16 protein-coding genes are annotated in these 20678 nt (G+C 45.4%); 8 read left to right on the plus strand and 8 right to left on the minus strand.

Annotated features, from left to right (window positions below; translation table 11 throughout):
* The first annotated feature begins 122 nt into the window (after positions 1-122).
* Positions 123-1031, plus strand: a complete 909-nt coding sequence (gene ttcA, locus C4S39_RS02385) for a tRNA 2-thiocytidine(32) synthetase TtcA (protein ID WP_103965454.1) — start codon at positions 123-125, stop codon at positions 1029-1031.
* Here the strand turns inward: ttcA and C4S39_RS02390 are convergent, their stop codons facing one another.
* From C4S39_RS02390 to tkt, 7 genes are all read right to left on the minus strand, one after another.
* Positions 1032-1409: a DUF2784 domain-containing protein gene (locus tag C4S39_RS02390; protein ID WP_103965455.1), complete on the minus strand. Its 378-nt coding sequence runs from the start codon at positions 1407-1409 to the stop codon at positions 1032-1034.
* A gap of 256 nt (positions 1410-1665) precedes the next feature.
* Positions 1666-2004 carry a BON domain-containing protein gene (locus tag C4S39_RS02395; protein WP_103965456.1) on the minus strand — a complete coding sequence of 113 codons (339 nt, stop codon included), beginning with the start codon at positions 2002-2004 and terminating at the stop codon, positions 1666-1668.
* A 647-nt stretch (positions 2005-2651) separates the two neighbouring features.
* On the minus strand, positions 2652-3716 hold the full coding sequence (gene fba / locus C4S39_RS02400; RefSeq protein WP_103965457.1) for a class II fructose-bisphosphate aldolase: 1065 nt from the start codon (positions 3714-3716) through the stop codon (positions 2652-2654).
* Between the two features lie 115 nt (positions 3717-3831).
* Positions 3832-5283 carry a pyruvate kinase gene (gene pyk, locus C4S39_RS02405; protein ID WP_103965458.1) on the minus strand — a complete coding sequence of 484 codons (1452 nt, stop codon included), beginning with the start codon at positions 5281-5283 and terminating at the stop codon, positions 3832-3834.
* 14 nt (positions 5284-5297) lie between these two features.
* Positions 5298-6476 carry a phosphoglycerate kinase gene (locus C4S39_RS02410; RefSeq protein WP_103965459.1) on the minus strand — a complete coding sequence of 393 codons (1179 nt, stop codon included), beginning with the start codon at positions 6474-6476 and terminating at the stop codon, positions 5298-5300.
* A 133-nt stretch (positions 6477-6609) separates the two neighbouring features.
* The gene (gap, locus tag C4S39_RS02415; RefSeq protein WP_103965460.1) at positions 6610-7608 is read right to left on the minus strand and encodes a type I glyceraldehyde-3-phosphate dehydrogenase; all 999 of its coding nucleotides are present in this window, start codon (positions 7606-7608) and stop codon (positions 6610-6612) included.
* Between the two features lie 79 nt (positions 7609-7687).
* Complete coding sequence (tkt, locus tag C4S39_RS02420) at positions 7688-9703, minus strand: transketolase (RefSeq protein ID WP_103965461.1); 2016 nt, start codon at positions 9701-9703, stop codon at positions 7688-7690.
* Positions 9704-10001: 298 nt separating this feature from the next.
* Here tkt and gdhA point away from each other — a divergent pair, with 298 nt between their 5' ends.
* The 4 genes from gdhA to C4S39_RS02440 all read left to right on the plus strand — a co-directional run bounded on the left by gdhA (position 10002) and on the right by C4S39_RS02440 (position 15867).
* A complete protein-coding gene (gene gdhA / locus C4S39_RS02425) occupies positions 10002-11345 on the plus strand; it encodes an NADP-specific glutamate dehydrogenase (protein ID WP_103965495.1) in 1344 nt (447 codons plus the stop codon).
* Positions 11346-11507: 162 nt separating this feature from the next.
* The gene (locus C4S39_RS02430) at positions 11508-13421 is read left to right on the plus strand and encodes a lytic transglycosylase domain-containing protein (RefSeq protein WP_103965462.1); all 1914 of its coding nucleotides are present in this window, start codon (positions 11508-11510) and stop codon (positions 13419-13421) included.
* A gap of 3 nt (positions 13422-13424) precedes the next feature.
* Entirely contained in the window at positions 13425-14666 is a 1242-nt protein-coding gene (locus tag C4S39_RS02435) for a multifunctional CCA addition/repair protein (protein ID WP_103965463.1), read from the plus strand.
* A gap of 115 nt (positions 14667-14781) precedes the next feature.
* Positions 14782-15867: a calcium-binding protein gene (locus C4S39_RS02440; RefSeq protein WP_103965464.1), complete on the plus strand. Its 1086-nt coding sequence runs from the start codon at positions 14782-14784 to the stop codon at positions 15865-15867.
* Positions 15868-15947: 80 nt separating this feature from the next.
* Here the strand turns inward: C4S39_RS02440 and C4S39_RS02445 are convergent, their stop codons facing one another.
* Complete coding sequence (locus C4S39_RS02445) at positions 15948-16772, minus strand: YiiX/YebB-like N1pC/P60 family cysteine hydrolase (RefSeq protein WP_103965465.1); 825 nt, start codon at positions 16770-16772, stop codon at positions 15948-15950.
* A 480-nt stretch (positions 16773-17252) separates the two neighbouring features.
* Between C4S39_RS02445 and C4S39_RS02455 the strand changes: the two genes are divergently transcribed.
* From C4S39_RS02455 to C4S39_RS02465, 3 genes are all read left to right on the plus strand, one after another.
* Positions 17253-17900: a hypothetical protein gene (locus C4S39_RS02455; protein WP_103965466.1), complete on the plus strand. Its 648-nt coding sequence runs from the start codon at positions 17253-17255 to the stop codon at positions 17898-17900.
* Positions 17901-18122: 222 nt separating this feature from the next.
* Positions 18123-18548 (plus strand): Hsp20/alpha crystallin family protein, encoded by a 426-nt coding sequence (locus C4S39_RS02460; RefSeq protein WP_103965467.1) that lies wholly within the window; start codon positions 18123-18125, stop codon positions 18546-18548.
* Positions 18549-18705: 157 nt separating this feature from the next.
* Entirely contained in the window at positions 18706-20637 is a 1932-nt protein-coding gene (locus C4S39_RS02465) for an ATP-binding cassette domain-containing protein (RefSeq protein ID WP_103965468.1), read from the plus strand.
* Positions 20638-20678 lie beyond the last annotated feature (41 nt).

A 20678-nucleotide genomic window follows, 5' to 3' on the forward strand; every position in this document is an offset into this window, starting at 1 on the left:
TGTCTTGCTTAGAATTCGGTTATGCTAAATTGTTCCAATTCATTTGTCTAATATTCTGCTATAACCCCTATACTACTTGCTCTAATCAATAAACTTTTAGCCCCTTAGAATTTTCGTAAAGTATGATTAAAAAACAACAATATAATGCTAACAAACTACAAAAACGCTTGAGACGGCAAGTAGGAACAGCCATCGCTGATTTCAACATGATCGAAGCAGGCGACAAAATCATGGTGTGTTTGTCTGGAGGTAAAGATAGTTATGCATTGCTGGACATCCTGCGCAATCTTCAAATTCATTCCCCAGTAAATTTTGAACTGATCGCAGTGAATCTGGATCAAAAACAGCCAGGTTTTCCTGAGCAAGTATTGCCCGGTTATTTGACACAAATCGGCATGCCTTTCCAGATTGTGGAACAGGATACCTACAGCGTTGTCAAGCGTGTCATTGCCGAGGGAAAAACTACTTGCAGCTTGTGCTCGCGGTTACGCCGTGGCGTGCTATACCGTGTGGCCGGTGAACTCGGAGCCACTAAAATTGCATTGGGGCATCATCGCGATGATATCCTAGAAACCTTATTTCTGAATATGTTTTACGGCGGTAAGCTCAAAGCGATGCCGCCCAAACTGGTTAGTGATAATGGCAAGCACATTGTTATCCGGCCACTGGCTTATTGCAAGGAAAAGGATCTGGCAGCATATGCAGAAATTTCAGATTTCCCGATTATTCCCTGTAATCTGTGCGGATCACAAAAAAATCTGCAACGCCAAACAATCAAAGAAATGATGCAGCAATGGGATAAAAAATTTCCAGGCCGGCTGGAAACCATGTTCCGTTCGATACAGAATATTCAGCTGTCGCATCTAGCCGATACGTCACACTACAATTTCGTTAGCCTGCAAGCGCAAGATCAACCATTCGAAAACGGCGACACAGCATTTGACGAAGAATCATTTGAACCTAATATTGAAGAAATACTTGCTCTTGGAGCAGAAGAAGCAATCGATCGCCCCATGGTTCCCGAAAGCTAATCAACATTTATACTTTACACGTCTGAGTGGCACCCATTTGAAAGTCATTGCGACCAGGCCGGCAAACAAGCTGTAGGCAATAGCCAGGATTGTCTCTGGCACGTTGTAGAATATTATGAAATGAAGCCAATGCTGAATAAAACTGTTGCCCGTTTCAATCCGGCGCAAGCTGTTTTCCCACATGGTTAATGGACAGGCGACACCCAGTAGTGATTCAGTCACAACGAATAAAATAGCAGCAAGATGCAGATAGCGAAACCAAGGGTTTCTGACAAACGTCAGCTTCAACCACGCGCCTATCCAGATGATCGGCAAGCTCCCCACCACAAACAGGACATAAAGAAAATGAATAATCAGAACTATGTCAGCTAAAGGCATTTCAACTCAACAAACCAAGCTTTGATTTTTATTAAGGAATCTCTGAATGACTGTTATGCCAAATTTAGCAGGAAGTTTATTGTGCTGATTACCAAGATACACCCTGCGCTTGGATAATATGTGTAGTTTATTCAGAGATTCCTTAATGAATAACTTGCAAATATCTTTCGAGCAACATTTATAATCTGTCAGTGAATAGTAAAACATATCAATGACAACTGTATTTGTTCACCCGGCATTTACTTGCGCAAACTAATCAGTAATCATCGTTGATTGACCCGATCAGCATATCATTCTTGATTGATTTTATGCCATCGATAGCACGGGCAGTTGCAATTACTTTGTCCATATCATCACGGGAACTTACGTAACCACTAAGTTCTACAACTCCTTTAATCGTTCTGACATTGATATCAAAGCGTCTCAACGATGGTTCATCGATAATTGCTTCATAAACTTTTGTGGTAATACGCACATCATTGAATTTTTCTTCCATCAGCAATTGTTCAGGAGTCGATGCACAGCCTGAAAAAATGAATATTTGGGTAATTAAGAATAAAACGATGAAATGACTACTGCTATCTCGTCGCATCATAATGAGGCCTCCTAAATGATTATCGGAAAAATATCCTCCTCACACTTAGATTTGAAGCCTTTGCCTTCCCATCTTCAGAATTACATTCAATCAAAAAACTCGGCAGATTATTATTGAACTCTCCGGTAAGCATTAGCAACAATCAAAATGCGAGGTAATGCATGGACAGAGTAGCTCGCATGAACGTCAATAAACAAAGCATTCCATTCCTATTGATAATATTACATCATTATCTTTGATGGAGATTATTTTTTTGGCAGAATTGTAGAGAACAAAATAAACTGTCCGGGTTTGTAGCGCATGATTCGATGTTTTTTGTTGAAGAAGAAGGCACGATGAGCAGCTTCAGGGCATGCAGAAAGTCATCATATTTGTTGCTAGCATGCTTTATCGCTTAGAAAATAAGCCGTGAAACACCCTCAAACAGGTAATGAAATGTGACGATCGGTCGAGGTTGGGGATGTAGGTAATGTTTTAGCGAGACTAGCAAGTGACTTCTTCGAAGGCTTAAACAATATCCTTTTGACTCTGTCGGAGTTAAAATTTAATTTGTACCGAAACAGTATTGCACTGCTATCCAATCCGAATTCTATGATCAATCACAAAACTGCATGATTGATCATAGCGTTATTTAATAGCTCGGTTGACTACTTAATAATGGCGCTCAATTCGCCTTTAGTATAACGATTAGCCATATCTTCGAGTGAGATTGGCTTGATTTTTCCTGCTTGTCCTGCGCAGCCAAAAGCTTCAAAGCGTGCTTTACAAATATCTTTAGCAGCTGCAGTAGCTTCTTTCAGGAATTTGCGCGGATCAAAATTGCTTTTGTCTTTTTCCAGACTACGGCGAATAGCGCCAGTCATAGCCAGACGAATGTCGGTATCGATATTGATCTTGCGCACGCCATACTTGATGCCTTCCTGGATTTCTTCTACCGGTACACCATAGGTTTCTTTGATGTCACCGCCATACTGACGAATGATATCCAGCCAGTCTTGCGGTACTGAGCTGGAGCCGTGCATTACCAGATGGGTATTAGGGATGCGTGCATGGATTTCCTTGATACGTTGAATCGCCAGAATGTCACCTGTAGGCTTACGGGTAAATTTATAAGCGCCGTGTGAGGTTCCAATTGCAATGGCTAAAGCATCCACGCCGGTTTTGCGCACGAAATCAGCGGCTTCTTCAGGATCGGTAAGCAATTGATCATGGGACAAAACACCCTCTGCGCCGTGTCCGTCTTCCGCTTCGCCCATGCCGGATTCCAGTGAGCCCAGACAACCCAGCTCGCCTTCCACGGAAACTCCGACTGAATGCGCAATATTAACAACATCTGCTGTGACGTCGACATTGTATTCATAAGTGGATGGTGTTTTGGCATCGGCTTGTAAAGAACCATCCATCATTACGCTCGAGAATCCACTGCGGATCGCGTTAACACAAACCGATGGAGAAGCGCCGTGATCTTGGTGCATTACAATAGGAATATGTGGGTAAGCTTCTACCGCGGCAGCAATTAAGTGACGCAAGAATGCTTCACCGGCATATTTTCTTGCACCGGCGGAGCCTTGCATGATCACCGGGCTATTGCATTCATCCGCTGCTTGCATGATCGCCTGGATTTGCTCCAGATTATTAACATTAAACGCGGGTAAGCCATAGCTGTTTTCTGCTGCATGATCGAGTAATTGTCTTAATGATACAAGTGCCATTTAGATCTCCTTAATTAAATTATATTAGTATAAGCGATTATCTTGTATGAATACGTTTGATTCCTTTTGCTGTAACTGCTCATATGTTTATCTGCGCTGCATCGTGTCAGACATTCTAATTTGTATCAATGCCTTGCCTTGTTTTCCATTCACCGACTCTAATAATTTTCATGGTATTGGTACCCCCCGTCTTACCTACCGGCTCACCTATTGTCATCACCATGATATCACCACTGCGCACCACCCCACGGTCGAGTAATTCCTGTTCAGCCAGATTCAGAATCTCTTCCGGATCATTCAATCCCTCACCAAATTCTACGGGATAAACACCCCTGAACAAGGTAACTCTTCTGCGCGTTTCTTCGTTCGGGCTTAATGCAAAAATAGGCACCTTGGAACTCCTGCGCGACATCAGCAACGCAGTCACGCCGCTTTGCGTCAATGCAGCGATCGCGCGAATCTGCAGGCCACCGGCAGTATACATCGTGGCACGTGCAATCGCTTCTTCGATGGTTGCCGGATTAATATTCTGCATCCGCCGATCAATGCTAACCAGATATTCCTTTTCCGCTTCCAGACAAACCCTGGCCATGGCTTCCACTGCTTCAACCGGATATTCACCCGCAGCGGATTCCGCCGACAGCATTACTGCATCAGTGCCATCGAGTACCGCATTGGCTACATCCGATACTTCAGCGCGCGTTGGAATCGGATTGGTAATCATCGACTCCATCATCTGTGTTGCGGTCACAACAATTTTATTATTTGCCCGTGCCGAGCGTATCATTCTCTTCTGTAACGCTGGAACAGCGGCATCACCCACTTCAACTGCCAAGTCTCCGCGTGCCACCATGATCGCGTCCGAAGCTTCGAGTATATCATCCAGCGCAAGAATAGCTTCCGAGCGTTCGATTTTGGCCATAATCATGCCTTTGCCACCGGCTTCCTGCAGCAATGCGCGTGCCTGTCGGATATCATCACCCGAACGGACAAACGATACCGCCAGATAATCCGCGCCAAACTCAGCAGCCGTTCGGATATCCTCTAAATCCTTGCCAGTCAGAGCCGGGGCGCCCAATCCACCGCCTTTACGGTTAATACCTTTATTATTTGACAGAATTCCGCCTTGCTCGACTACACAGAATACCTGGTGACCTTTCACCTGAGATACCCCCAGTACAATGCGTCCATCGTCCAGCATCAGCGTGGCCCCGGTTTCCAAATCACTGGGTAGTTCCTTATAATCCAGACCGACTCGTTCCTGATTGCCCAGCTCACATGCCGCATCGAGAATGAACTGATCACCCACTTCAAGTCTAATTTTGCCATGCTCAAACTTGCCGACGCGGATTTTAGGGCCTTGCAGATCAGCCAGAACACCTACAGTGAAACCTGCCGCGCGTGCTAATGAGCGCGTCATCTCCACCAATTCAATATGTTGCTCGCGTGTTCCATGTGAGAAATTGATCCGAACAACATCGACACCGCCCCGGATCATACGTTCCAGAGTTTTCGGATTACCGCTGGAAGGACCCAGTGTAGCTACAATTTTTGTTCTTCGAATCATTATTTTCTTGACGATTAGTTAGCACGCATTTCCAGAATTTCTACCGCAGGCAGCTTTTTGCCTTCTAGAAACTCTAGAAAGGCGCCACCTGCCGTTGAGATATAGGAGATTTTGTTATAAATATCATATTTCTGAATGGCTGCGATGGTATCGCCACCACCTGCCAGCGTGAATGCCTTGGTTTCTGCAATTGCCCGTGCAATCTTTTCGGTTCCGGCGCCAAACTGATCAAATTCAAATACACCCACAGGACCGTTCCATACCACCGTGCCGGCTTTCATAATGATATCTGCTAATTCCTGCGCGCTTTTGGGGCCGATGTCGAAAATCATTTCATCATCGGCCACGCTACCGGCATCCTTCAATACAGCAGGTTCATTAGCGTCAAATTTCTTACCAACCACAACATCGACCGCAATCGGAATTGAAGCATTGCGTTTGGCCATTTTATCCATCAAATTTTTGGCCGTTGGAACCAAATCATCTTCACACAATGACTTACCGACATTCTTGCCGGTTGCTTTAAGAAAAGTATTAGCGATGCCACCGCCAACAACCAATTGATCCACCTTTTCGGATAGCGACTCAAGTACGGTAAGTTTGGTAGAAACTTTTGAACCGCCTACTATGGCAACCATCGGACGAGCCGGACTCAACAGCGCTTTAGTCAAAGCTTCCAGCTCTTCAGTCAGCAACATTCCCGCACACGCTATCGGAGCATATTTCGCGATACCATGAGTTGAAGCTTCTGCACGGTGCGCGGTGCCAAAGGCATCCATTACAAACACATCACATAATTTTGCGTATTTCTGTGCAGTTTCTTCTAGATTTTTCTTTTCGCCTTTGTTAATACGGCAATTTTCAAGTACTACCAACTCTCCGGTAGCAACATCAAATCCACCATCCACCCAGTCCTTGATTAGCCGAACCGGCTTCCCTAGACGGTTGGCGATATTATCAGCAACGGGCTTCAAGGAATTTTCTTCGGTCCATATTCCTTCATCAGGACGCCCCAGATGAGAAGTTACCATTACCTTGGCGCCTTCCTTGAGGCAATGATTAATCGTCGCCATAGAGGCGGTAATGCGTGCGTCCGAGGTTACTCTGCCATCCTTTACAGGCACGTTTAAATCAGCGCGTATGAATACGCGCTTACCTTTTAGGTCAAGGTCAACAAGTTTGATAACAGGCACGATAAACTCCAGAATTGTCTTTAAAAAATATAAAGGATAGCAAACGCTACCCTTTATGTCTTGACGAATTGAACAGTAATTCAGATAGTAATCAAGATATTAATATTCTTAATTACGTATCGATCAATACAAATTACTTGGCAACGGTACGAGCCATCTCCAATACTTTTGTGGAATAACCCCACTCATTGTCGTACCATGCTACTACTTTAACAAAGCTTTTATCCAAGGCCATGCCAGCTTCAGCATCAAAAATGGAGGTACAGCTTTCACCGCGGAAATCGGTAGAAACCACTTTCTGATCGGTATAACCCAATACACCTTTCATTGAGCCTTCGGAAGCTTCCTTCATTGCATTGCAAATCTCATCGTAGCTTGCTTCTTTTTCTAGTTCAACCGTTAAGTCAACCACTGAAACATCTGAAGTTGGGACACGAAAAGCCATGCCGGTCAATTTCTTGTTCAGTTCAGGAATTACCACGCCTACTGCCTTGGCAGCACCCGTTGAAGACGGAATAATATTTTCCAGAATGCCGCGCCCACCACGCCAATCCTTATTCGATGGGCCATCTACAGTTTTCTGGGTTGCCGTTGCTGCATGCACCGTGGTCATCAATCCGCGTTTGATGCCCCATTTGTCGTTCAATACCTTAGCCATCGGCGCCAAGCAGTTGGTAGTACAGGAAGCATTGGAAATAATGCTTTCACCTTTATAGGATTTGTCATTCACGCCATATACGAACATGGGCGTATCATCTTTCGAAGGCGCAGACATGATGACTTTTTTGGCACCTGCTACCAAGTGCTTTTCGCAAGTCTCCTTGGTCAGGAACAATCCTGTCGATTCAATAACGACTTCAGCGCCCACTTCGCTCCATTTCAATTCAGCAGGATCTTTAATTGCGGTCAAACGAATTCTTTTGCCATTAACCACTAATGTATTTCCATCAATTGACACATCGCCTTGGAAACGGCCATGCACTGAATCGTGTTTCAACATATAAGCCAGGTAATCAGGCTCTAACAAATCATTAATTGCGACAATCTCAATATCAGAAAAATTCTGTACTGCTGAACGGAAAACCATACGCCCGATACGACCAAACCCGTTAATACCAACCTTAATTGTCATGCTAAACTCCTTGAATGAAAAACTTACTGCGCTCGGATAAACGAAACTCGTTATCCTAACGTTATATTCCTTAATCGAATTAGAGAACGCTTTTTACTGTTTTGACTACGTTCTCGACAGTAAAGCCGAAATGCTTGAATAGCACATCTGCGGGCGCTGATTCACCAAAAGTATCAATACCCACCACTGCGCCATCCAACCCGACATATTTACGCCAGAAATCCGTCACTCCAGCTTCAATGGCCACGCGTTTGACACCTTTTGGCAAGACACTCTCCTTGTAAGATGGTTCCTGACGGTCAAAAACATTGGTGCAGGGCATGGAAACAACGCGTGCATGAATACCTCCATCCGCCAATACCTTCTGCGCGTCCACGGCCAGACCGACTTCCGAGCCGGTAGCGATGAGAATAACCTGCGGTTTGCTGTTACCCGCTTCGGCTAATACATAGCCACCTTTTTCAATCTGTTTGATGACTGCCATGTCTCGTTTCTGGAACGGCAGATTCTGGCGGCTGAAAATCAATGTTGAAGGACCGTCTTTACGTTCGATGGCACGAACCCATGAAACGGTTGATTCAACGGTGTCACAGGGCCGCCATACATCCATATTGGGGATATAACGCAATGTAGCCGTTTGTTCTACCGGTTGATGCGTTGGGCCATCCTCGCCCAGGCCAATTGAATCATGTGTAAAGACAAAGATGTTACGGATTTTCATCAAAGCGGCCATGCGCAGTGCATTACGGGCATATTCTGAAAACATCAAAAAAGTTGCGCCGTAAGGAATCAGGCCGCCGTGCAACGACAATCCATTCATCATTGCGCTCATACCAAACTCACGCACACCATAATAGACGTAATTACCGCCGCTATTATTGCCGATACCTTTGGAGCCTGACCATAGTGTCAGGTTGGAGCCGGCTAAATCGGCAGATCCCCCAATCAGTTCCGGCAAAATGGGCGCCAGGCCTTCAATTGCATTTTGTGAAGCTTTGCGGCTCGCGATGGATTCCGCTTTCGCATTGACTTGATTAATGACATTCTCAACATGATTGCTCCAATTTGCAGGCAATTCTCCAGCCATTCGACGGTTAAATTCCGCCGCCTCCGCGGGATGCTTTTCTGCATATTCAGCAAACTTCTGATTCCATTCCGTTTCTAGCTTCTGCCCCTTCGCTCGCGCATCCCAAACGCTATAAACATTTTGCGGAATTTCAAAAGGTGGGTGATGCCAGCCAATATGCGGGCGAGTGGCGGCGATTTCCGCATCACCTAATGCGGCGCCATGTACGGAATGGGTATTGGCCATATTCGGAGAACCCAGTCCGATGACCGTTTTGCAGCAAATCATCGATGGCTTGTTGTTGACTTGCTTCGCAGCTTCGATCGCAGCTTCAATTGCCACAGGATCATGGCCATTGACATTAGGCACCACATGCCAGCCATAAGATTCGAAACGTTTCGGCGTATCATCGGTAAACCAGCCTTCCACATGGCCATCGATGGAAATGCCGTTATCATCATAAAAACAGATGAGTTTGCCCAAGCCCAAAGTGCCGGCTAATGAGCAAGCTTCATGCGAGATGCCTTCCATTAAACAGCCATCACCGAGAAAAACATACGTGTGATGATCTACAATATTGTAACCAGGACGATTGAATTCGGTCGCCAATACTTTTTCTGCCAAAGCCATGCCTACCGCATTCGTGATGCCCTGACCCAAGGGTCCGGTAGTAGTTTCTACGCCTGGCGTGTAACCATACTCCGGATGTCCGGGTGTTTTTGAATGGAATTGACGAAACTTTTTAATTTCTTCCATCGGTAAATCGTAACCGGTCAAATGCAACAAAGCATAAATCAACATGGATCCATGTCCGTTAGATAACACAAACCGGTCACGGTCAACCCAACCCGGATTGCCAGGATTATGACGCAAGTGGTGAATCCACAGTACCTCAGCAATTTCAGCCATACCCATTGGCATACCAGGGTGACCAGAATTGGCTTTTTGCACGGCATCCATCGCCAATGCGCGCACCGCACTGGTCAAATCTTTAAATACCGTCGCGTCAAAATCCTTGAATGTCCCCATCGATACTAGCTCCCTAATTTTTCAGAAAAATAAAATGAATAAAAGTGTACATTATCCCCTAAGATAGGGGATACGACAACTAGAGACCTTCATTTTGCGCCTAAAACCAATTCAGTAGAGAAGTAAATCTTATTTGCTGGTAAACCAGTTTACCTGCAGCGAAGCTTTTCAATAACTGATATTTCAATGTAGCAGCACAAAAAACTCCATTTTTAACAAAAATACAGTGCAGCTTGTAAGTTTATTTGGCAGAATTGGGTTATTCGCACATAACCTTTCATTTACCGGGGAATTAAAAATGAAATATAAGAGCCTTCAGGAGTTCAGTGAATATGTGACTGAGCGTAATCCTAATCAACCAGAGTACATGCAGGCGGTTACGGAAGTCATTGAAAGCTTGTGGCCCTTTATAATGGAACACCCACGCTATGCCGAGCATAGTTTGCTGGATCGTTTGGTTGAGCCTGAGCGCGTGATTATATTTCGCGTATCCTGGGTCGATGATCATGGCGAAGTTAAAGTAAATCGGGGTTATCGCGTGCAGCATAGTTCTTCCATTGGTCCGTACAAAGGCGGTGTTCGGTTTCATCCTTCGGTGAACCTGTCAATTCTTAAATTCCTGGCGTTTGAGCAAACTTTCAAAAATGCTTTAACGACATTACCGATGGGGGGTGGTAAAGGGGGATCCGATTTTGATCCGAAAGGTAAAAGCCCAGGGGAAGTTATGCGCTTTTGCCAAGCCTTTATCAGTGAGTTGTTTCGCCATATTGGTTCGAATACCGACGTACCTGCCGGAGATATCGGCGTTGGCGGACGTGAAGTTGGATTCATGGCAGGGATGATGAAAAAACTATCCAATCGAGCTGATTGTGTATTTACCGGAAAAGGGTTGAGTTTTGGCGGATCGTTAATTCGTCCGGAAGCAACGGGTTATGGAACGGTATATTTTGCTCAGGAAGTATTGCGGCATGCAGGACGCTATATGGAAGGGATGCGTGTTTCGGTTTCCGGCTCGGGCAATGTCGCGCAATTTGCTGTAGAGAAAGCCATGGCGCAAGGCGCCAAGGTGATTACCGTATCCGACTCCAGCGGCACGATCGTGGATGAAAGCGGCTTTACCCTGGAAAAACTGGCAATATTGGCAGAAGTAAAAAATCATCTGTATGGACGTCTGGATGAATATGCTAAGCGTGTGGATGTTACCTTTTTACCGGGTGAAAAACCTTGGCATGTGCCAGTGCAAGTGGCACTGCCTTGTGCAACGCAGAATGAAATCACCGGAGCCGATGCGCAAACACTCGTTAACAACGGCGTCATTTGTGTTGCTGAGGGTGCAAATATGCCATCGACCGCTGAAGCGGTCGAATGCTTTATCCATAACAAAGTGCTTTATGCACCGGGTAAAGCAAGTAATGCCGGGGGTGTCGCCACTTCAGGCCTGGAAATGAGTCAGAATGCAATGCGTTTATCCTGGACGCGTGATGAGGTTGATGCCCGTCTGCAAATAATTATGCAGGCCATTCACAAGTCCTGTCTGGAATATGGCACCAAGCCCGATGGCAGCGTTAATTATGTGGATGGCGCCAATATCGCCGGTTTTGTCAAAGTAGCTGATGCTATGCTGAGTCAAGGCGTTGTTTAATAGTGATTAATTGCCTGTTGAGAGATTGCGGAATTTTTTCTGAAGCTTGGAGAATGACGCTGGGCTTTCACAGCAAATATGCGAAAGTCTCATTTTTTGCAAAAAATTTGTTCTATTCTTGATTCTAAACACTCTTCATTAGAGCCTGTGCGGGAAGTCGCTATGAGAAATTACCTTTTGGGACTAATTCTTTGGGTCGTTTCTGGAGCGCTGTCCGCAAGTCAGGACCTTGATTTTATCGCCGCGCGTGAAGCCTTCCAGGTTGGCAATGTGAAACGCCTGGATGAATATTCCATAAAGCTGCAGCGCCACGTGCTTATGCCCTATGTGGAATATTTTAAATTGCGCATGAGACTGCAAACCACCGGTATTGCCGATATTCGGTACTTTCTCACACGCTATGATGACGATCTGATTGCGGATCGATTACGCGGAGATTGGCTCAAGATTCTGGGCAAGAATCAACAGTGGTCACTCTTTGCAATAGAATATCCGTTGTCAGTAAACAGGGATACCGAGCTTCTATGTTATTACTATCAGAGTCGCCTGAATGTTAAGGATGATTCAGTGCTGCCGGAAGTTCAGTCATTATGGTTTACGCCGACCAGTCAGCCCGAAAGCTGCACACCGGTTTTTCGTACGTTAATCTACAGTGAACAGATTACGCTGGAAGATATCTGGACCCGGATTCGATTCGCTTTGGAAGAAGGTCAAACAGGTGTGGCGATGCATGTTAGTCGTTATTTGCCTAATAGTGAGTTGTTGAACAGCGCCGATTTGAACAATGCGGCCAAAAATCCACTACGTTACCTGGATACCTTAAAAAACAAAATCAAATCGCGTAGTGACCGCGAAATTGCTTTGTTTGCGCTATTGCGCCTGCTGCGTAATGATACCAATCAAGCTTATGTGCAGTGGTTAAAGATCAAAAGCCAGCTTACTTCGTTTGATCGTTCCTATTTCCTTGGAAGGCTCGGGTATCGCGCAGCAATGCGGCATGATTCACGTGCTTTGGATTGGTTCAGAGAAGCTCAGAATACACCGCAAACCTATCCGCCTTCGGATACCGTGCTTGCCTGGCAAGTGCGTGCAGCTTTGCGGCTCGCTCACTGGGATGAGGTGCTGAGAACTATCGAAAAAATGTCACCCGCAGAGCAGCAGATAGATACTTGGCGATACTGGAAAGCGCGTGCGTTAATCGTCAAGAATCGAATGCAGGATGCAAATAATATCTTAATTCCGCTTAGCGATGAGCACAGTTTTTATGGCCAATTGGCACGAGAAGAGTTGGGTACCATACTCAGCATCGCAGAAAAAACTTATCGCGTAAGTACTGATGAAGTGTTTGCGATGGAGCGCAGACCCGGCATACAGCGGGCGCTGGCTTTTGCGCGCATGAATTTACGCACTGAAGCACTTCGCGAATGGAGTTGGACCGTTCGGCAATTTTCCGATGCGGAATTACTGGCTGCATCTGAAGTAGCACGCCGTCAGGGTATGTATGACCGCGCGATCAATACTGCGAACAGAACGGTAGCGCAGCATGATTTCAGTTTACGTTTTTTATCCCCGCACCGCGAAGCACTTAGAAATATAGTGCGACGACATGAGCTGGATGAAGCCTGGGTGTATGGTTTGATCCGGCAGGAAAGCCGTTTTATTGCGGATATTAAATCCCATGCAGGAGCAACGGGCCTGATGCAATTGATGCCGGCTACGGCCGAATGGGTTGCTAAACAACTGGGAATGCCCAATTTCCGTCAGAATCTGGTGGTGGATGTGAATACCAATTTACAATTAGGTACGTATTATCTTAAGTACGTGTTGAGTACGTTGGATAACCAACCGTTGCTGGCTTCGGCGGCTTATAATGCCGGACCTGGCCGGGCCAGACGCTGGCGCGACGACACCAGGCTGTTGGAAGGCGCTATCTATGCCGAGACCATTCCTTTTAACGAAACACGGGATTACGTCAAGAAGGTTTTGAAAAATTCGATGTATTACGCCAGAGTGCTTGATCATGGACACAATTCACCAACACTTAAGGAGCGCCTAGGCGTTGTGAAGGCGAAATAATCATTGAAAACTTATCTTGTAGGCGGTTCAGTGCGCGATGAATTGCTTGGATTACCGGTCAAGGATCATGATTATGTGGTAGTGGGAGCTTCACCGGAGGAAATGGAATTGTTGGGATACCGTCCGGTGGGGAAGGATTTTCCGGTTTTCTTGCATCCGCAAACAAATGAGCAATACGCATTAGCCCGAACTGAGCGAAAAATTTCACTCGGATATAAAGGATTCGAAGTGTTTACTTCTCCTCAGGTTACCTTGCAGGAAGATCTGGCGCGCCGGGACCTTACCATCAATTCAATAGCCAAGGACGAAGACGGCAGGATTATCGATCCTTTTAACGGTGTCGCTGATCTGGAAGCTGGCATTTTGCGCCATGTCAGCCCGGCATTTTCAGAAGATCCCGTGCGTATTCTCAGAGCCGCGCGTTTTGCGGCGCGTTTCGGTTTCCGCATTGCGCCGGAAACAATGATGCTGATGAATGATATGGTGCATAACGGCGAAGTTGATGCGCTGGTACCGGAGCGTGTGTGGCAGGAACTCGCGCGCGGATTGATGGAAAAAACCCCATCCAGAATGTTTTATATGCTGAGAGAATGCGGTGCTTTGGCACGGATTATTCCCGAAGTGGACGTGTTGTTCGGTGTTCCGCAACCGGCGCATGCGCATCCTGAAATTGATACCGGTGTGCATATTATGCTGGTAATTGATTACGCCGCTGCGCAAAACTATTCGTTGCCGGTGCGTTTTGCCGCGCTGATGCATGATATAGGTAAAGGCACAACCTCCCCCGAAGAATGGCCGCACCATGTAGGCCATGAGGCACGTAGCGTAGAATTGACACAAAATTTGTGTGAGCGTATCAGGACTCCTAAAGAATCGCGTGATCTCGCGTTACTGGTGGCCCGTTATCACGGCGACGTACATCGGGCGGAAGAGCTCAAACCGTCCACTATGGCGAATATACTGCAAACGGTCGATGCTTACCGTAAACCGGAACGATTTGAAGAATTTTTACAGGCTTGCGCATGCGATTTTCATGGCCGTCCAGGTTATGCAATCAAGCCTTATGCGCAGGCTGATCGATTTCGAAAAGCATATCTTGCGGCAAAAAAAGTGGATGCAGGTGCAATTGCAGCTGAACTCAAGCAGAATTTATCTGAATCAACCGCATTGCCTAGCGCCATTAATACCAAAGTGCGCTCAGCACGCATTGCCAGAATAAAGGCTGAATTGATTTGTAGCCGATAAGCGTGTGTTTTAATTGCGCCGCTTCATTCTTTGTTATCGTGTATCATGACTTACAGCTTTGTCAGCTTTGTCAGCTTGAGTAGCGAATACTAATGATTGATTCAAGGAGAAGATAATGTCCTTTCATCTATTCCATATCAATGAAGTGTTTTCAAACGCAGCGGGTACTGTTCAGTTCATAGAGTTTGTCGGAGATGCCAATATCCAGCATTTCTGGGCAGGGCACTCAATTATTTCAACCAATGGCATCACTTCCAATACTTATAGTTTCGGCACTGATCTTCCCGGCTCTGCAACCGCTGGCAAGGCAGTATTGGTTGCCACTCAGGGATTTGCGGATTTAGGAATAGTTGCGCCAGACTATATCATTCCGGATGGTTTTTTATTTACTACCAATGGCGCCATAAATTTTCCCGGAATGATTGGGGGTGCGATTTCTTATGCTGCGCTCCCGGTTGACGGGACAACATCATTGAACCGTGATGGTTCGACAGGCGTCAATTCTCCGACCAATTTTGTTGGCAACACTGGCACGATATTCAGCAACATCATCTCAGGTACCAATGGCCCGGACAATCTTACAGGCACGCCAGGTGCCGATATTATTAATGCTGGGGATGGTTTGGACAGGCTGAATGGTTTGGGGGGTGATGATATTCTGGATGGCGGCCTGGGTATCGATACAGCAATTTACAGCGATAATCGTGCTGGCTCTACCATTGCAACAACTCCTTCGGGATTTAATATTTCCGGCCCGGAGGGGAACGATACGCTATCCGACATTGAGCGGCTACAATTCGCAGATACGAAACTTGCGATGGATCTTAATAACGGACAGGCTGCTAACAACACTGCCCGGATCATTGGTGCAGCTTTTGGCGCGCCTGCAATCGCGGAACATCCGGACTATGTGACTATAGGGTTAAATTTGTTCGATTCGGGGCAAACCGCACTCGAAGTATCCGAGCTTGCCGTTAATGTACTGGACTTATCCAACGATGAATTTGTCGATACTGTCTATCAAAATGTAGTCGGTGTGGCACCAGCTCCAGCAGTGCATGATTTTTATGTGAGCTTGTTGCAAGGTAGTGGCGGATCATCCACTCAAGCGCAGCTAATGGAAGTAGGCGCCAATTCTGTAGAAAATGCATTGAATATCGATCTTGCGGGGCTGGCGCAAAATGGCGTGGCATTTATCTGAAAAAAATTATCGAAAAACAGACAAGAACAGCAATGATCAAAATTAATCATGGTTGACTATAAATAGAAAAATCTTTGCGCTTATAATAATCCTTTGGTTTTGACTGTTTCAGTAACCTCACACTGAATGCGCCCAGGGTCGTGCATTGCATCGCTCCAAGCGAGTGAGCGGTAATCAAAGCCATTTTCAATAGTCGGCTTGATAATGTCAAAGTAAGGCGATATATCGAAATCCCTTGGGGTAAAAAGGCTGTGATGACGGATATGGTAAATATCCGCATAACAATCTGCACGGGTGAGATCATCCGACCATGTGCGCTGAATTTCCGGCAGAATTGGATAGCGCACCGATTCGAAGGCTTGTGCGATCAAAGTAGAACAAATTGCCCGTGTAGGATCGTTACTTCCCAATGCCAGTAATCGTCTGCGGAATCGTGTGGGAATTGGGATCGTTGGGAGCAGATAACGCAAAAGATCGAAGATATGCTTAAGGTCGTACCGATGTCCGATACGCGCGATCGCATAGTCGACGATACGCTTGCGATCCTCATTACTTAAACCAACAGGACGGCAGATCCGGGTATGCATTTGCGCATAATGCGCCAGTGTAATGGCACGTACACCTTCTTTCAGGTCAGCCTCGATCAGCACTCGGGGGAGTTCCCAAGGAGCGCCATGAGGCAGTACATTACCGATGTAAAGTGCCGCATGTGACCAAGTTGATTGCGTCAGGTATTTGATGGCGACACTGACACGAGTATTTCCCTCTACCAATAGCACATCGCCGGGCCGTAAGGTAGCTGCTAGCTGTTCCTGGCTGATTGTTGCAACCTGAATGCTTTGCCGTATCTGCTTGGTTAAAAACCGCGCCAATCCACGCCCTATGATTTCAGTTGCTTGTCCCATGAATTTTTCTTATGAAGCGTAATTATCGCTATATAAATGTTTTGTACTTAACCTTTTCTCTATTATATGTATCACAATACGTTTTGTGATTAAAAAATCAGTTTGAAACTATGAATGAGCACACCTCTTGCTTGTTGGGATTAATGATCTCCGGGGTGGTTGTTACTTTATGCGCGATATTGCATTAAAAAGCATTGCGTTTTTTAAGCCGTACAGTTGGCGTGCATGCGCATAAACGCATCGGGGTCCTGATCGTCATGCTCGGTTTGTTGGTGCACACGTATTGAAGGTTTGGCAGATCTGGTCATGATAACCTGGTCGGAATGATGCTTCAAAGGCCTGAAAATATTTATTATCATCATCTTCTCGTTTATTTCCGGGTCGACTGAACGTATCGAAATAACTGCGTGACTTTTTTAGGAAAAAGCGTTGGGCTAAGAATGATATTATTTCACTATAAAATCAACAGCTGGAGAAATCATGCGCCATTCAGAACCTGAATCCGGTTTTAATTTCAATTTGATCATGCTCATTGCATTATTAACGGTGTTACTCGTCGTACCTTTTTCCATCAATGCATTGATGCACATGTTATTGGCTAAGAGGGAATTTAATCCGGTGATTATGAAATTACCGGTCGATAGCGCGGCGATTACGATTCCGTCAACGATCAAACAATATGAAGGTTTTGAAGTGACTCTGAATTTAGAAACGAAGCATCTTGCCCGATTCTTGAACGAAATTGCAATTGCAGCTTCCGAAGGTACTTCGATACAGGGAATTAGCGGCGTGGTGTCCCCCAGCATGAAAGCAGAAATTGTCGGAGCAACGTTTGAAATTGATCGGCAAGGACCTCAGGATCCGAATTCGGACTATGGAGGCATGGCAAAATGGCGCTGGTGGGTAATGCCGGATTCTTCAGGTGACCGGGTATTGGGATTCCAGTTGCACTTATTAGCGCAAAATAGCGCACAGACAAATACCGTAATACTTGACCTCGCCGAGGCAAAGTTTTCCATTCAGGCAAATCCAATGGAATGGGTTAAACGACATGGAATTTGGGTTGTTTTATTGCTGTCAGTCACGGCAGCAATTATATATGGATTACGACGGCGTGGCCGGTGGTAATAAATGTAATTTCTTATTTAAAACAAAGGTAATTGAAAATTGATATAGTTTTATACTCACTCCCTTGAAAAAAATTAAATAAACCTTATATCGACATTGAAAGTGTATTTTCAGTGATTGTAACAACGCTGCTTCAAATGGCTGACAATGTGAAATTAGTTGGGCATTGATATTGAGCTTATATGATGTTTTTTTAATTTATATGGAAAGGAGAAATTTATTATGGCTATTACACGTTATGAACCTTGGGGTTTGTTGAGTCAACTGCAAAGAGAGTTGGAGCGGGGTGTTGCTGAAGGTTCCACCGCAACTGCGGAATGGGCACCCGCTGTGGATATTAAGGAAGAAGCGGGTAAATTTGTCATTCATGCGGACATTCCAGGGGTAAAGCCGGAAGAAATTGACATCAGCATGGAAGACGGTGTGCTTACGATTAAAGGCGAAAAGAAATCCGAAAGTAAAACAGAGAAAGAAGGTTATAAACGTGTGGAACGAACTTACGGTTCATTCTACAGGCGTTTTAGCTTACCGGATACTGCGAATGCCGAAGCAATCTCCGCGTCATCAAAGCACGGCGTGCTGGAAGTGGTTATCCCGAAACGTGAAGCAGTGCTGCCGAAAAAAATTAGTGTGTCGACAATCGAGTAATTCGATTTATTTTTAGCAGTCATTGTAAAAATGGAGCCTATGGGCTCCATTTTTTTAAGTCATTTTTGCCAAGCCGCTTAAAGCATGACAAAATCACTCCTTTGTTATTTATCGAATAGCAAAATCTAAATATCCCCGTAAAAAGTAAACCGTAACGATGCCGCTCATTACACTGGAAGACGCTTGTTTGGCTTTTGGCCATCATGCTTTACTTGATCATGCAAACTTGCAACTGGATCCGGGGGAGCGCGTAGGATTAATTGGCAGGAACGGTGGAGGTAAATCAAGTTTGCTACGTGCATTGGCGGGAGAGATCAAACTGGATGACGGCAAACTTTGGTGTGCGCCCAATTTAAAGCTGGCTTACGTTTCACAAGAGCCGTTCTTGAATCCCGCCAACACGGTGTATTTGGAAGTTTCAATTGGTTTAGGCAACATTAGCCAGATCCTGTTGGATTATCATGCTGTTTCGCATGCACTGAGTGAAACGACAGGGGATACCGAAGCATTGCTGATTCGATTGCAGGATTTGCAAAGTGCCTTGGAAGTGGAAGACGGGTGGAATCTACAAGCAAAAATAGAAGCGGTAATCGATAAGCTGAATCTGCCTGCGGATACTTTGATCGAGCATCTTTCCGGTGGTTTGAAAAAGCGCGTGGCGTTGGCGCGTGCACTAGTGATATCACCGGATGTACTATTGCTGGATGAACCCACCAATCATTTGGATTTTTCTTCGATTGAATGGCTGGAAGGATTATTGCAGGATTTTTCCGGCAGCGTTTTGTTTATTACACATGATCGCCGTTTTCTGGATAATGTGGCAACCAGGATTATTGAATTGGATCGCGGAAATCTGGAAAATTTTTCCGGAAAATTCAAGGATTATCAACGTAAGAAAGTGGAAATACTCGAAGTTGAAGCGGTGCATCAACAAAAGTTCGATAAGATACTGGCGCAGGAAGAAATCTGGATACGAAAAGGCATAGAAGCACGACGCACACGCAATGAAGGCAGAGTACGAAGATTGGAAGCGTTACGGCTAGAGCGTGCAGCAAGAAGGGAAAAAGTTGGTAAAGCCAATATCAATGTCGATGTTGGCGAGCGTTCGGGAAAATTGGTTGCTGAGCTGAAGCTTGTGAATAAAAGTTATGGCGATAAAATAATTATCAAAGATTTTTCTTGCCGAATCATGCGCGGTGACCGGGTGGGATTACTGGGTCCTAATGGTGCTGGAAAATCGACCTTATTAAAATTAATTTTAGGTGAATTGCTGCCGGATTCCGGAGAAGTTCAGCAAGGAACCAAGCTGGCAGCTGCTTATTTCGATCAAATGCGTGAGCAACTTGATGAAGAAATGGTTCTGACCGATACCATCAGTCAAGGTTCGGATTTTATAGAAATTAACGGTAAACGCAAGCACGTCATCAGTTATCTGGAGGATTTTCTATTTCCTCCGGAGCGCGCCCGCTCACCGGTCAAATCACTATCAGGCGGGGAGCGTAACCGATTGTTACTGGCGCGATTATTTACGCGCCCGGCCAATGTACTGGTGTTGGATGAACCCACCAATGATCTGGATATCGAAACGCTGGAGTTACTGGAAGCCTTGCTGCAGGAGTATGCGGGTACGTTGTTTCTGGTCAGTCACGATCGTGAATTTCTTGATAATGTGGTCACACAAGTAATTGCATTCGAAGGAAATGGAAAATTATGTGAATATGTCGGCGGCTATGAAGATTGGATACGTGCAAAACAATTCGAAGACAGTATCAATCAGCCGAAAATATTATCAAATCAATTGGATACTTCACCGGCTAAAATTTCAAAATCATCCAGTTCTGTTCGGGCTAAAAAATTAAGCTATCAGGAAGCTCGGGAGCTTGAAGGATTACCTGCTAAAATAGATACCTTGGAGCAGGAACAAGCGAATATAATTTTACGCTTGAATGAACCAACGACTTATCGCGATTATCCGGACGAAGCGAAAGCATTACAATTGCGCCTTGCTGCGATTGAAAAAGAGCTGACAGGCTGCTTCGCAAGATGGGAAGAATTGGAATCAAAATCTGCTGCAAATTTTAGTACCTGAGATCACCATTTCCCTATAAACAACATGGACATACTTATACT

The sequence above is a fragment of the Nitrosomonas ureae genome, from assembly GCF_900108305.1.
Taxonomy (GTDB): Bacteria; Pseudomonadota; Gammaproteobacteria; order Burkholderiales; family Nitrosomonadaceae; genus Nitrosomonas; species Nitrosomonas ureae_B.